The organism is Plantactinospora sp. B24E8 (assembly GCF_039871735.1).
In the GTDB taxonomy this organism is placed as follows: domain Bacteria; phylum Actinomycetota; class Actinomycetes; order Mycobacteriales; family Micromonosporaceae; genus Plantactinospora.
This window is the reverse complement of sequence record NZ_JBDPMH010000008.1, coordinates 1-13,486: the sequence shown is the minus strand read 5'-3', so window position 1 is coordinate 13,486 and position 13,486 is coordinate 1. Positions and strand designations below refer to the sequence as shown.

12 protein-coding genes are annotated in these 13,486 nt (G+C 72.3%); 6 read left to right on the top strand and 6 right to left on the bottom strand.

Going from position 1 to position 13,486, the window contains the following annotated elements:
- Positions 1–9: 9 nt before the first annotated feature.
- Together ABGB21_RS14725 and ABGB21_RS14720 are read right to left on the bottom strand one after the other, a co-directional pair.
- Positions 10–972, bottom strand: a complete 963-nt coding sequence (locus tag ABGB21_RS14725; protein ID WP_347653906.1) for a DUF58 domain-containing protein — start codon at positions 970–972, stop codon at positions 10–12.
- 86 nt (positions 973–1,058) lie between these two features.
- Positions 1,059–2,111, bottom strand: coding sequence for an AAA family ATPase (locus tag ABGB21_RS14720; RefSeq protein ID WP_347653763.1), 1,053 nt, complete (start codon positions 2,109–2,111; stop codon positions 1,059–1,061).
- 160 nt (positions 2,112–2,271) lie between these two features.
- Here ABGB21_RS14720 and ABGB21_RS14715 point away from each other — a divergent pair, with 160 nt between their 5' ends.
- A complete protein-coding gene (locus tag ABGB21_RS14715) occupies positions 2,272–3,450 on the top strand; it encodes a hypothetical protein (protein ID WP_347653762.1) in 1,179 nt (392 codons plus the stop codon).
- A 148-nt stretch (positions 3,451–3,598) separates the two neighbouring features.
- Positions 3,599–4,618: an endonuclease/exonuclease/phosphatase family protein gene (locus ABGB21_RS14710; protein WP_347653761.1), complete on the top strand. Its 1,020-nt coding sequence runs from the start codon at positions 3,599–3,601 to the stop codon at positions 4,616–4,618.
- Positions 4,619–4,753: 135 nt separating this feature from the next.
- On the opposite strand, the gene ABGB21_RS14705 is transcribed toward ABGB21_RS14710, so the two are convergent.
- Together ABGB21_RS14705 and cimA are read right to left on the bottom strand one after the other, a co-directional pair.
- A complete protein-coding gene (locus tag ABGB21_RS14705) occupies positions 4,754–5,263 on the bottom strand; it encodes a hypothetical protein (protein WP_347653760.1) in 510 nt (169 codons plus the stop codon).
- Between the two features lie 497 nt (positions 5,264–5,760).
- Entirely contained in the window at positions 5,761–7,350 is a 1,590-nt protein-coding gene (gene cimA, locus ABGB21_RS14700; RefSeq protein WP_347653759.1) for a citramalate synthase, read from the bottom strand.
- Positions 7,351–7,812: 462 nt separating this feature from the next.
- On the opposite strand from cimA, the gene ABGB21_RS14695 reads away from it, so the two are divergent.
- The gene (locus tag ABGB21_RS14695; protein ID WP_347653905.1) at positions 7,813–8,238 is read left to right on the top strand and encodes a PRC-barrel domain-containing protein; all 426 of its coding nucleotides are present in this window, start codon (positions 7,813–7,815) and stop codon (positions 8,236–8,238) included.
- A 79-nt stretch (positions 8,239–8,317) separates the two neighbouring features.
- Positions 8,318–9,058: a tyrosine-protein phosphatase gene (locus ABGB21_RS14690; protein ID WP_347653758.1), complete on the top strand. Its 741-nt coding sequence runs from the start codon at positions 8,318–8,320 to the stop codon at positions 9,056–9,058.
- Between the two features lie 134 nt (positions 9,059–9,192).
- Here ABGB21_RS14690 and ABGB21_RS14685 read toward each other — a convergent pair whose 3' ends face one another.
- Together ABGB21_RS14685 and ABGB21_RS14680 are read right to left on the bottom strand one after the other, a co-directional pair.
- Positions 9,193–10,290 carry a branched-chain amino acid aminotransferase gene (locus ABGB21_RS14685; protein ID WP_347653757.1) on the bottom strand — a complete coding sequence of 366 codons (1,098 nt, stop codon included), beginning with the start codon at positions 10,288–10,290 and terminating at the stop codon, positions 9,193–9,195.
- A gap of 247 nt (positions 10,291–10,537) precedes the next feature.
- Positions 10,538–11,569: a 3-isopropylmalate dehydrogenase gene (locus ABGB21_RS14680; protein WP_347653904.1), complete on the bottom strand. Its 1,032-nt coding sequence runs from the start codon at positions 11,567–11,569 to the stop codon at positions 10,538–10,540.
- A 253-nt stretch (positions 11,570–11,822) separates the two neighbouring features.
- Between ABGB21_RS14680 and ABGB21_RS14675 the strand changes: the two genes are divergently transcribed.
- Together ABGB21_RS14675 and ABGB21_RS14670 are read left to right on the top strand one after the other, a co-directional pair.
- The gene (locus ABGB21_RS14675) at positions 11,823–12,686 is read left to right on the top strand and encodes an FAD:protein FMN transferase (RefSeq protein ID WP_347653903.1); all 864 of its coding nucleotides are present in this window, start codon (positions 11,823–11,825) and stop codon (positions 12,684–12,686) included.
- A 405-nt stretch (positions 12,687–13,091) separates the two neighbouring features.
- Positions 13,092–13,445: a hypothetical protein gene (locus ABGB21_RS14670; RefSeq protein WP_347653756.1), complete on the top strand. Its 354-nt coding sequence runs from the start codon at positions 13,092–13,094 to the stop codon at positions 13,443–13,445.
- Positions 13,446–13,486: the final 41 nt, after the last annotated feature.

Genomic DNA, 13,486 nt, shown 5'->3' with positions numbered 1-13,486 from the left:
TCCGCTCGCTCATGCCGCTCCCCTCGGCGCCGCCGGACGGGCCGGGGCCCGGGGCGCGCCGGCGAGTCGACGCTGGAGGTGGACGTGGCGGACGATGTCCGCGGTCCAGTCCCGGTCGGTACGCAGCGGCAGGTGGGCGGCGCCGCTGCGGCGCAACGCGTGCCGGACCAGGTCGGACTGCCGGGCGGCGGCCTCGGCGAACCGTCGGCGGAGCCGCCGGTCGGAGGTGGCGACCTCCCGGCGGCGCCCGGTCTCCGGGTCGACCAGGGTGATCACACCGACGTCCGGAAGCTCCAGTTCGCGCGGGTCGACGACCTCGACCGCGAGCACCTGGTGCCGGGCGGCGAGGCGGCGGATCGGCACCTCCCAGGCCGGCGTACCGGTGCTGTCGTCCGGCAGGCCGTCGAGGAAGTCGGAGACGACCACCACCAGGCCCCGCTTCGGAGCGGCCCGGTGCAGGGCGGTGACCGCCTCGGCGAGCGGCTGCGGGTAACCGCCGGCCTCGCCGCGCGGGGCGGCGAGCAGCGTGCCGAGCAGGCCGAGTAGGTGCGCCCGGCCGCTGCGGGCCGGCACCCGCCGCAGCCCGGTCCCGTCCAGCAGGTACGCGCCGAGTCGGTTGCCGATCCCGGCGGTCAGGAAGCCGACCGCCGCGACCGCCGCGACGGCGAGTTCGCGCTTCTCCAGCTCGGCGGTGCCGAAGTCCATGCTCGGCGTCGAGTCGACCAGCAGCCAGGTGGAGAGTTCCCGGTCGGCGTCGACCTCCTTGACGTGCGGCAGTGTGGTCCGGGCGGTCACCGCCCAGTCCATCCGACGTACCTCGTCCTCACCCGGGCGGTACTCCCGGCTGCCGGCGAACTCGCTGCCCGGACCGGGCAGCAACCCCAGGTACTGGCCGTGCAGCAGCCCGTCGAGCCGGCGGGTGACCAGCAGTTCCAGCCGGCGCAGGCGCTGTTCGGGCGCCAACTGTCGCAGCGTCGGCTCCCCCGGGCCCGGCCAGCTCCGACCGTCGGCCGGGGGTGCGGGTGCCGTACGCCGACCGGCGCGGTGGAGTCGGCGGATCACGCGACCGCCAGGTTGGCCCGGTGCGGCTCGCCCCGGCTCGGCGCGATCCGGGGTGGGGGCACGGCGTCGACGAGTCGACGTACCACGAAGTCGGCGGGCACCCCGTCGGCGACCGCGTCGAAGGAGAGGACCAGTCGGTGCGAGATGACGTCCGGGGCCAGTTCCCGTACGTCGTCGGGGAGCACGTAGTCCCGGCCGCGGAGCAGGGCCTGGGCCCGGGCGGCGGCGACCAGTCCGAGGGTGGCCCGGGGACTCGCCCCGTACGCCAGGTACGGCGCCACGTCCGGCACGCCGAACCGGGCGGGATCCCGGGTGGCGAGGATCAGCCGGACGACGTACTCGGCGAGGGCGTGGTGGACGAAGACCCCGGCGGCCCGCTCCTGCAACGCCCGCAGCCGGTCCGGGTCGAGGACCTGACGGGCCCGGGGCCGCTCCGCACTCATCCGGTAGAGGATGGCGAGTTCGTCGACGTCGTTCGGATAGTCGACCAGCACCTTCATCAGGAACCGGTCACGTTGCGCCTCGGGAAGCTGGTAGACCCCCTCCGACTCGATCGGGTTCTGGGTGGCCAGCACGAGGAACGGTTCCGGGACCGGATAGCTGCGCCCGCCGATGGAGACCTGCCGCTCGGCCATCGCCTCCAGCAGCGCGGACTGTACCTTCGCCGGCGCCCGGTTGATCTCGTCGGCGAGGACCAGGTTCGCCATCACGGGCCCGAGTTCGACGTCGAAGCTCTCCGAGGACGCCCGGTAGATCCGGGTGCCGACGATGTCCGACGGCACCAGGTCCGGAGTGAACTGGATCCGGGAGAAGCTGCCGCCGACGGTGGTGGCGAGGGTCTGCGCGGCGAGGGTCTTGGCCACTCCCGGTACGCCCTCCAGCAGGCAGTGCCCGTCGGCGAGCAACGCGGTGAAGAGCCGCTCGACCAGCCGGTCCTGTCCGACGATGACGCGTTTGACCTCGAAGAGCGCCTGCTCCAACTCCGGTCCGGCCGACTCGTTCTCGACCGGCCTGGGGCGGCTGGTCACGGTGTCTGACATGTCCGTCACGGTGCGGGCTTCCCGGCCTCGTTCCCGACAAACCTGGCCGGTCCCCCGGGTGCCGGTCCATCCCGGCACAGAGCTACCGGGTCACCTCGACCGTCCCAATAGAATCGGGTACGGCAAAACCGTCACCGGGGTCGGGGACGGTCGAAACGGGGAGGCGCCGGTGCGGATCCGACGATCGCTGGCGGCACTGCTGGTCGCGGCACTGGTCGGCGGAATCGGCACGACGGCGGTCGACGCGGCGGTGTTCGGCGTGGCCGGGGACGGCCGGTTCGGCACCCCCGCCGCGGCGGCCCCGGACAACAGTCCCGCGCCGCACTACGCGGGGGTACGGATCGTCCGGGCGGTTCCCGGCCAGCCGAGCACCCCCCGGTTCTCCCTGCCGCCCGGTTACACCCTGGTCGCCGGAGCCCGGCACCAGGTGGCGAGCCGCGCCGAGTTCACCGCCTTCGTCAAGGGGCCGCGGGCCGAACACGGCGTCCCGGTCACGGTCCACTGGCCCGACGTGTACGTCGGTTCGGTCGTCGCCACCGACACCCGACTTCCGGTACGCCGCTTCACCGACGATCCGCACCGGGTGGGTTTCCTGCTCCCGGTCGTCTCGTCGTCCCCGGACGCCAACCAGGCGACGATCCAGGTGTGGAGTGTGCTCAGCCGTTCGACGGCGAGCGGACTGCACTGGCGGGTCGAACACAACGACCCGGACCGGGCGGCCGGGCCCTGGGCCGACGTGCCGTGGCCGGCGCCACAGGCCGCCGCGGTGGTCAACTGGATGGTCGCCGCCGAGGCGGTGTTGCGGGATTCGGGGCTGATCGCCGAGGCCCGCCGCCGGGGACACTTCTTCTCCCTGATGGGCTTCGAGACCAACAACCCGCTGCACCCGGACAATCCACCGCACTGGCACCTGGCCTACTACCCCGGGCGGGACCGGTCCGCGCCCCGGGCACACGTACCGCACCTCTGGGTCGACGAGCGGGGTCGCACCTTCTACAACGGCATGGACGTCCAGGGGCAGGGCCGACAGGCGTTCCGGGCGGGCGAGCCGGCCCGGATCCGCGACGCCGCCGGCAACCCGGTCCTCACCCTCACCATCCGGGCGGACGGCGGGCTGGACCTGGTCGCCCCGAACGGTCCGCGTTACTCGATCGTCGCCCCGGACGGGCACTTCGGCGACGGCGTCGACGTCCTGCGCGACGGTACGCCGTGGCGTTCGTTCGCCACCCGGGACGACGTCAAGCTCGGCGTACTGGTGGTGCAGGTCCGCCGGACCGGCTCGACCGCGCCCCACCGGACGACCATCCACCGCTACGACGCGCTGACCGGGGTGCTCGCCCGGTCCTGACCGCCCGCCGTCGGGCCGGGCCGAGCCGCCCGCCGTCGACCCGAGCCGACCCGGGCCGCCCGCCGTCGGGCCGACTCGGGCCGAGCCGGCCGCCGTCCGCGTACGGCTTCTCCACAGGTCCTCCACAGTCGACGGCTAGCCTGCCGACATGAGCGTGGATCTCGCGATCGACCCCGGTCCCGAACCGTCGACCCGTCCCGGGCGCCCCGGCGGCCGGTGGCTGACCGGACTGTGCTGGCTGTTCGTCGTACCGACGCTCGGCTGGGTGGTGGTCCGGGTCGGCGGGCTGGACCGGGGACCCCTGGTGCAGCTGCTGGCCTTCACCCCGTACGTGGCGGCGTGGACGTTGCCGCTGCTCGGGCTGACCCTCGCCGTGCGGCGCTGGTGGGCGGCGGGCGTCGCGGCACTCTGTGCGATCGTGCTGCTGGGCCTGGTCGCGCCCCGGGCGCTGGCCGACGGGGCACCGGCCGCCGACGGGCCACGGCTGCGGGTGCTGACCGCGAACCTGCTGGCCGGAGCCGCCGCGCCGGAACCGCTGGTCGACCTGGTCCGGACCCACCGGGTCGACGTGCTGGCGCTGCAGGAGTTCACCCCGGGCGCGGAGGCGGCGCTGGACCGGCTCGGCCTGGCCGACCTGCTGCCGCACCGGCAGGTCAATCCCGAGGTGGGCACGACCGGTTCGGCGCTCTACTCGCGGCTTCCGCTGGCCGATGTCGGGACGCGGCACAACCACGGCGGCTTCACCCAGGCGTACGGCACAGTCCGGCCGGACGGCGGGCCACCGGTGCTGGTCGAGTCGGTCCACCCGATGGCGCCCTTCGCGCTGCGCACCATTGTGTTGTGGCGCACCGACCTGGCGGCGCAGCCGCCGGCGACGCCGGACGGGCCGCTGCGGATCCTGGCCGGGGACTTCAACGCCACGCTCGACCACCAGCCGCTGCGGACACTGCTCGACACCGGGTACGTCGACGCCGCCGCCACGGTCGGGTCCGGGCTCATCGGCACCTGGGGCCCGTACGACGGCGACCTGATCCCGCCGGTGACCATCGACCACGTGCTGGTGGACCGGCGGATCGGGGTACGACGGGTGGCCGTCTTCCCGCTGCCCGGCTCGGACCACCGCCCGGTGCTGGCCGAGTTGACCCTTCCCGCGCCTGGCGGCCGGTGAGGGGCGCCCGACGGCCCGGAAGGGGCTCTTCCGGGCCGTCGGCCACCGCTCCGGCGACACGATAGGGCCTCTTCCCTGCGGCCGCCGGCCTCCGCGTCGTGGCGGACGCGGAGGCCGGCGGTGGTCAAACCAGGGTCAGGGAAGGAACACCGCGAGGTGGAAGCTCCGGTTCGCCGGCTGGTTGGCGGCGTTCCAGGTCTGCACGAAGACCCCCTGGGCCAGGTTGGTCCGGCCGACCACGGAGATCAGGCCGGAGGGCGAGACCCCGACGCTGCCGGTCAGCCCGATGGTGGCGACGAACGCGCCGGTGTCCACCGGCGTGTTGAAGACCACCTGGTACTGCCCCAGGCCGACCAGGGTGACCGAGACGGCCTGGCTGCCGCGGACCAGACCGCCGTTGGCGCTGACCACCGCGAAGAGCTGCGCGCTCGACGCCTGGGTGCCGGCCTTCGCCGCCGCGGCCTTCGCCGCGTCGATGTCGGCCTGGGTGACCGGTGGCTGCTGGACCACCTTGCCGTTGACCCGGACGGCGGACGGATCGACGCCGCCGCCCGGTGCGGCGACCGCGATGCTGCCGCCCACGAGGGTCAGCGCAAGTGCTCCGACGACGAGCAGGATGGACTTGCGCCCGAACTTCTTGGCCATGACGTCATCTCTTTCCTTGTGACCGAAATGGTGATGGTCTTGCCTGCGACGGCGTTGTCCTGTGACCGCTCCGGCACGCTCACGCCCAGTCCGGTCGAAATTGACAGCAGCTTTTCCCCCGTGATTCGACAGGGTTTGGCCACGTTGTCTTCCGTCGGACTGGCGAGCACTGAGTTGAATGATCGGTGCAGGGATAGGGCCGCTGGAGAACGTACGATCGGCGCCGACCGTCATCACATTTACCAGCGGTTACTACTCAGAGTGGCCACTCAACAACCATGAGGGAACATAGCATTCAGCAAACCCGCAGGTCAATAGCGGTATCACCCGGTCGAGGGGCCCGAGAAACCGATGACAACAGGCGACGGACAAGCGTCGAAAATGCGAATCTCGGTTCGGATCTCACTTTTCGTTCGCGTTCCCGAGCGGTACGGGAAAACGGCCCCGTTCACCGGCCGAAAACCGGGAACGGGGCCGTCCACAGGGCCGCCTGCCGCCTACACCTCCGCGACCGTCCGGGCGACACCGTAGGTGAGGGCGTCGACCAGGGCGTGCCAGCTCGCCTCCACCACGTTCGGGTGTACGCCGACGGTGGTCCAGTCCCGGCCCCCGTTGTCGGCCGTCTCCACCAGGACCCGGGTGATCGCCCCGGTGCCGTGGCTCCCCTCCAGGATCCGCACCTTGTAGTCGGCGAGCTCGAACCCGCGCAGTTCCGGATAGTGCCGGAGCAGCGCCACCCGCAGCGCCTCGTCCAGGGCGTTGACCGGGCCGTTCCCCTCCGCCGTGGCGATCACCCGCTCGCCGCGTACCCGGAGTTTGACGGTCGCCTCCGAGACCACCGCGCCGTCCTCCCGGTGCTCGACCAGCACCCGGTACGACTCCAGCGCGAACGGCCGGACCGGGCCCTGCCCGGGCAGCTCGCTACGGACCAGCAGTTCGAACGAGGCGTCAGCGGCCTCGAACGACCAACCACCGGCCTCCAGTTCCTTCACCCGCTTCGTCACCCGGGCGGCGGCGTCGGGATGGCCGGCCAGATCCAGTCCCAGCTCGCGGCTCTTCAGCTCGATGCTGGCCCGGCCGGCCATCTCCGTCACCAGGATCCGCATGTCGTTCCCCACCACCGCGGGGTCCACGTGGTTGTAGAGCAGCGGATCCACCTTGATCGCACTCGCGTGCAGCCCCGCCTTGTGGGCGAAGGCGGCGGCCCCGACGTAGGCCTGGTGGGTGTCGGGGGCGATGTTCGCGATCTCTGCGATGGCGTGCGAGACGCGCACCATCTGTTCCAGGCAGCCGTCCGGTAGGACAGGCAGCCCGAGCTTGAGTTGCAGGTTGCCGACCACCGCGAAGAGGTCGGCGTTGCCGGGCCGTTCGCCGTAGCCGTTGGCGGTGCCCTGGAAGTGGCGTACCCCGGCCTCGACCGCGGCGATCGTGTTGGCCACCGCGCAGCCGGTGTCGTTCTGGGTGTGGATGCCGAGCCGGGCCGGTGGGACGCCGAGCCGCTCGGTCAGGTCGCCGATCGCCGCCGTCACCTGGGACGGCAGCATCCCGCCGTTGGTGTCGCAGAGGACCACGACCTCCGCGCCGGCCTCCAGCGCCGTCTCGACCACCGCCGAGGTGTACGACGGATCATGGCGGAACCCGTCGAAGAAGTGCTCACAGTCGATGAAGACCCGGCGTCCCTCGGCGGCGAAGTGCTTCACGCTGTCCCGGACCATCGCCAGGTTCTCCCCGGCGGTGGTCCGCAACGCCCGTTCGACGTGCCGGAGGTCGGACTTGGCGACCAGGCAGACCGCCGGGGTCTCGGCGTCGAGCAGTGCGCGTACCTGCGGATCGGCGGCGACGTCGAGGCCGGCCTTACGGGTCGCGCCGAAGGCGACCAGGATGGCGTGCTTCAGGTCGAGTTCGGTACGGGCCCGCCGGAAGAACTCGGTGTCCTTCGGCATCGCCCCCGGCCAGCCGCCCTCGATGAAGCCGACTCCGAACTCGTCGAGCAGCCGGGCCACCGCCAGCTTGTCGACGACCGAGTAGCTGATCCCCTCACGCTGCGCCCCGTCCCGCAGCGTCGTGTCGTAGACCTGGTACGTCATCTGATTCCCTTCGGATGTGGCGCAGCCCCTGCTCCGTCGCCCCCGGCGCGAACCCGCCTCCGGTCCGGCGGGCACCGTTGCGCCCGGCGGACCGTGTTCGGCCCGACAAACAAAATGACCCCCCGCGGATGCGGGAGGTCTGCGCGCTCGGCGGAGAAGGATGCCGGCGCGCTAGCTGCCAATAATGAGTGCGGAGCAGGTCACGCAACGTACTCTGCCACCTTGTCGAGTATCTGGGAGGGAAAATCCACATGCCGGGACCGACCGTGGTGTCGGAACCGGTGGTGTGTCGATCAAGCCGACTGGGTACGACCTTCCGGGACAGGGAGAACAACCTCGAACAGTCGAGAAGAGGAGTGACTGCCCATGGACAGGCTCGATCCTCAGTCGACCCCGCAGCAGTACCCGACCGAGCAGCCCCCGCAGCAGTACCCGACCGAGCAGCGGTACGCGACGGATCCGTTGGCGCCCGACCCGGGCGGAGCGGTCCTGGGCGGCGCGCCGTCGGGCGAGTTCGACCCGTGGCGTTACCGGGACGATGCCGGGGTGACCGGCGCCGACCTGGTCGGCTACAAGGTCGAGGCGACCGACGGCGGCATCGGCAAGATCGACAGCGCCAGCCACGAGGTGGATGCCAGCTACCTCGTCGTCGACACCGGCCCGTGGATCTTCGGCAAGAAGGTCATGCTGCCGGCCGGCGTGGTGAACCACGTCGACCACGACGACCGGAAGGTGTACGTCGACCGGAGCAAGGACCAGATCAAGGCCGCTCCGGAGTTCGACGACACCGGTCACGAGGACCCGACGTACCGGGACAAGATCGGTAGCTACTACGGCGGCACGTACGGCGCCACCGGCTGGACGATCCCGCCGGGCCGCGCGCTCTGACGGTACGAAGCAGCGGGGCCCTGCCGGTCCGTTCTCCGGATCGGCAGGGCCCCTTGCCGACCGCGCTAGGGTGATCGGCGTGGACGTGGCACCGGCACCACCTACGGCTTCCTTCAGCACGCTCTTCAACTTCCGGGACGTCGGTGGTGTCCCCGGGGACGACGGTCGTACGGTCCACCGAGGGCGGTTGTACCGCTCCGACTCGCTCCACCGGCTGGACGACCTCGACCGTACGGCGTTCCGCGCCCTCGGTGTCCGTACCGTGCTCGACCTGCGACGCCCCTCCGAGGTGCACCGCGACGGTCGGGTGCCGGACCATCCGGGCCTGGTCTACCGGCACATCCACCCCGAGCACGCGCTCTGGGAGGAGACCGCGTACGTCGAGGAACTCGGGCTGGCCCGCTACCTGGCCGACCGGTACCGGGACCTGGCCGAGACCGGAGCCGCCGGGCTGGCCGACGCGGTCGGGGTGATCGCCGACGCCGACGCCGCCCCGGTGCTGGTGCACTGCGTGGCTGGCAAGGACCGCACCGGCGTGGTCTGCGCCCTGACCCTCTCCCTGCTCGGGGTGGCCGACGAGCAGATCGCGGCGGACTACGCGCTCAGCGCCGAGGCCTCGGCCCGGTTCAGCAGGTGGGTCGCCACCACGCTGCCCGAGGGGACCCCGGTGCCGGCACCGTTCCTGGCCTGCCCGGCCGAGGCCATCCAGATCTTCCTCACCGAACTACGCGAACGGCACGGCTCGGTCGCGCGGTATCTGACCGGCGCCGGCCTCGCCCCGGAGCGGATCGACGCGCTCCGCGCCCACCTGCTCAGCTGACCTCTCGCCCACCCACGACAGGCGCGCGCCACAAACCGGTGACCCGCCGTGGCTGAACGACCACCCCGCCGCAGGCCGGTGGCCCGCCGTCCGGTCGTCGGGCCGGACCGCGGGCCACCGGGAGTCGGCGCCGGTCAGGCGATGTGGTGGATCCAGCCGTTGACGTCCTCGGCCCGCCCACGCTGGATGTCCAGCAGCTGCTGGCGCAGGCCCATGGTGACCTCGCCCGGGTTGCCGTCGGCCATGGTGAACTCGCCGTCCGGGAACCGCACCTGGCCGATCGGGGTGATCACGGCGGCGGTGCCGCAGGCGAAAACCTCCCGGAGCCGTCCGCTGGCCGCGTCGGCCCGCCACTCGTCGAACGCCACCGGCCGCTCGACCACGGCCCGTCCCTGCTGCTGCGCCAGGGTGATCAGGGCGTCCCGGGTGATGCCGGGCAGGATCGTGCCGCCGAGCGGCGGTGTGACAAGCGTGCCGTCGTCGTAGACGAAGAAGATGTTCATGCCGCCCAGCTCGTCGACGTACCGCCGCTGGACGGCGTCGAGGAAGACGACCTGCTCACAGCCGTGTTCGGCCCCCTCGGCCTGGGCAGCCAGCGACGCGGCGTAGTTACCGCCGCACTTCGCCGCGCCGGTGCCGCCCGGCGCCGCCCGGGTGTACGTCGGCGACACCCAGACCGCCACCGGCTTCACCCCGCCGGAGAAGTACGACCCGACCGGCGAGGCGATCACCGCGTAGAGGTACTCCCGGGCCGGGCGCACCCCGAGGAAGACCTCGTTGGCGAACATGAACGGCCGCAGGTAGAGGCTGCCCTCGTCGGAGGTGGGCAGCCAGGCCCGGTCGATCTCGATCAGGTGCCGCAGCGAGTCGAGGAACGCCTGCTCCGGCAGGGCCGGCATGGCCATCCGGCGGGCCGACTCGGCGAACCGGGCGGCGTTGGCGTCCGGCCGGAACATCGTCACCCCGCCGTCGACGGCGTGGTACGCCTTTAACCCCTCGAAGATCTCCTGGGCGTAGTGCAGTACCGCGCTCGCCGGGTCCATCGGGATCGGCGCCCGCGCCTCCACCCGGGCGTCGTACCAGCCCTTTCCGTCGGCGTACCGGATCGTGACCATGTGGTCGGTGAAGACCCGGCCGAATCCCGGATTGGCCATGAGCGCCTCGCGCTCGGCGGCGGCTACCGGCTGAGGATTCGGACGGATCTCGAAGTCGAGCTTGTCACCACCGCTCATCGCGTTGACCTCCAAGGAAGGAATCCGGGCACCCGGGCTGGCGTGCCGGAGTGGAATTGTGCCTGAAACTTACCCCGAACGGTCGTTCACCTCGACCCTCTGGTCGTCCGGCCACCCCGCACCAGGCGCACGTTCACCCAGATCCGTCAGCGAACGGCGGTTTGCGGTGCCGGCCGAGGGCCGTCGACACCCGCCGGCTCGGGCCGGACGACGGGTACGCCGGCTCGGCCCGGACGTGGGTGACGGGTCAGGCCGACGCGTGCGCGGCGAGCCGGTCTCCGATGTCGGCGGTACGCCGCGGCGTGCCCGGGGTACGGGACGCCAGTTCGGCGGCGACCGCCTCGGTTACTCGACGGGCCTCCTCGGGGTGGCCGAGGTGGTCGAGGAGCAGCGCGGCGGAGAGCACCGCCGCGGCCGGGTCGGCCACGCCCTGGCCGGCGATGTCCGGGGCGGAGCCGTGCACCGGCTCGAACATCGACGGGCGGGTCCGTTCCGGGTTGATGCTGCCGCTGGCGGCCAGACCGATCCCGCCGGTGACCGCGGCGGCGATGTCGGTGAGGATGTCGCCGAACAGGTTGTCGGTGACCACCACGTCGTACCGCTGGGGCTGGGTGACCAGGAACATCGCGGCGGCGTCGACGTGCTGGTACTCGGTCTCGATGTCCGGGTGCTCGGCGGCGACCGCGGCGAACGTCCGGGACCAGAGCGAACCGGCGTTGGCCAGCACGTTCGTCTTGTGCACCAGGGTGACCTTGCGGCGTTCCCGGCGGGCGGCGCGGGCGAAGGCGTCCCGGATCACCCGCTCGACGCCGTGCCGGGTGTTCAGGCTCTCCTCGGTGGCGACCTCGGCGGGGGTGTCCCGGTGCAGGGTGCCGCCGGCGCCGGCGTAGAGCCCCTCGGTGCCCTCCCGGACCACCACCAGGTCGATCTCACCCGGCTTCACGCTCGCCAGCGGGCCGGTGGTGCCCGGCCAGAGTCGGGCGGGCCGGAGGTTGACGTACTGGTCGAAGTCGAAGCGGAGCTTGAGCAGCAGGCCGCGCTCCAGGACGCCCGGCGGCACCGTGGGGTCGCCGACCGCGCCGAGCAGGATCGCGTCGTGCTCCGCGAGTTCGGCGAGTACGGAGTCGGGCAGCACCTCGCCGGTCCGGTGGTAACGCGCCGCGCCGAGGTCGTACTCGGTGGCCTCGACGCCGGGCAGCACCGCGTCGATCACCTTGCGGGCCTGCGCGACCACCTCCGGCCCGATGCCGTCACCAGCCACCACCGCGATCCGGGCCACCGCCACTGTCCAGCTCCTTCGCTGCCTCGTACGTGTCTAGGGAACGTTAAGGTACCGTCCCGGCTCCCGGTACGACGCTCTCACATTCTGAGAATTCCTGCGCACAGGACCTTCTCAGGAAGCACTCATGGGGCAACCATCTTCGCTGCCTATGGTGAGCCGCAGGGGCCCGGCGGGGCCGGTCGACGCAGGACCGCCAGGGGGCCGGCCGAGCTGGTATCCAGGGGGGAAGATGCGGTTCCAGGGGGCGAACATGCGGGTCCCGGGCGGTGGTGGACGCGGCCGTGACCAACGCCGCCGTAACGGTCTTCCGGCCCCGCTCGGCGGGCGCGGCCGGCCGGACCTACGGCTCGGGGTCGGCCGACGCCATGAACGACCCGGCGCGACGCTGACCGACCGGGTGGTGGCCCGGCACACCGTGCAGACCTCGATCGGTGAGTACACGATGATCCTGAACGGCGCCGGTGTGGTCGACCGGCGGGAGATCAGTGACGCACTCCAGGACGCGGTCGCCGAACTGCGGGCGATCGACCTCACCTACAGTCCGGCCCGGCCGGCGAGCCTGGTCTCCCGGCTCCGCCGGGGTGAGGTCTCCGCCGAGGCGTACCCGCCGTTGGCCGACATCGTGGCGCGCTGCGCGGCGATGCGGGCCGCGACCGACGGCTGGTTCGACGCCTGGGCGGTCCCCGGCGGCTTCGACCCCGGTGGGCTGCTGGGCGGCTGGGCGGTCGAACGGGCGGCGGCCCGGTTGCGCGCCGCCGGTGTCGGGAACTACGCCGTGGTCAGCGGAGCCGACCTCACGGTACGGGGACACGCGCCGCACGGCGGACCGTGGCGGATCGCGGTGCACCACCCGACCGACGGCGCCCGCCCACCGATGCTGCTGGAACTCACCTCGGGTGCGGTCGGCACCTCCGGCGTCGCCGGCCGGCGTGACCACGTGGTCGACCCGCACACGGGTGAGCCGGCGAACCGTCTGGCCGCGGCGACCGTGACCGGCCCCGACCTGACCGTCGCCGACGGGTACGCCACCGCACTCTACGCCGCCGGCCAGGCCGGACTCGACTGGTTTCCGACCCGCGACGGCTACCGGGTGCTCTTCGCCGCCCCACGCTGACCGTCCACCGTCCACCGTCCACCCGGGACCGACGGGCACCGGATGCCCCGCGACCGGGTGAATCATGCGCGCGACCGGACGCCGGTCGCACCGGCCGACGATTGCCCGGACGCCGGTCGCACCGGCTGATGGTCGCCCCGGCGGACGCGATCGGCCCCCGCGGTCTCGGCAACGATCGCGGGGGCCGATCAGCGACGAGTGCGCGTGGCTCGCGCACACGGGGGTGCTGGCTACCCGGCCGGCGCGACGCCTCATCACCCGAAGACGAGTCCACGCCCAGGAACTCGCCGGGTATCCGCGTCAATACGCTATCGACCGGACGTGAGTCCCCGCAAGAGCCACCGTTCCGCGTGTCGGCCGGGTATGCGGCAACGACCCGACACCGGGATGGCACGCTGTACCACCGTGACTTTTGATCTGAGCGTTTGGGCCCTCCGGCACGGCGCCTCGGCGGCGGACGTCCGGGCGGCCCACAACCGGTGCCGGCAGGGCGTCCACGTGGCCGGCGCCCCGGAGCCAAGGATCTTGTCGTTCTACCGCGCGGTGACCGCCGGCTATCCGGACCGGCCGGGCCCCCGGACGCCCTGGGCGGTGACGCCGCTGCACGTCGCCCCGGACCACGTGGAGATGAACCTCGACGAGTCCTGCCCGGACCAGGTCCTGCTCGACATCGAACGGCTGGCCGGTGAGCACGGGCTGCTGCTGCTCGACCCGCAGGACGGATCCGTCTACCCGCCGCCGACCAGGGTGACCCGCTGACGTCGGACGCCCACCGCCGCCGTGCGGCCCGCGGCCTCCCA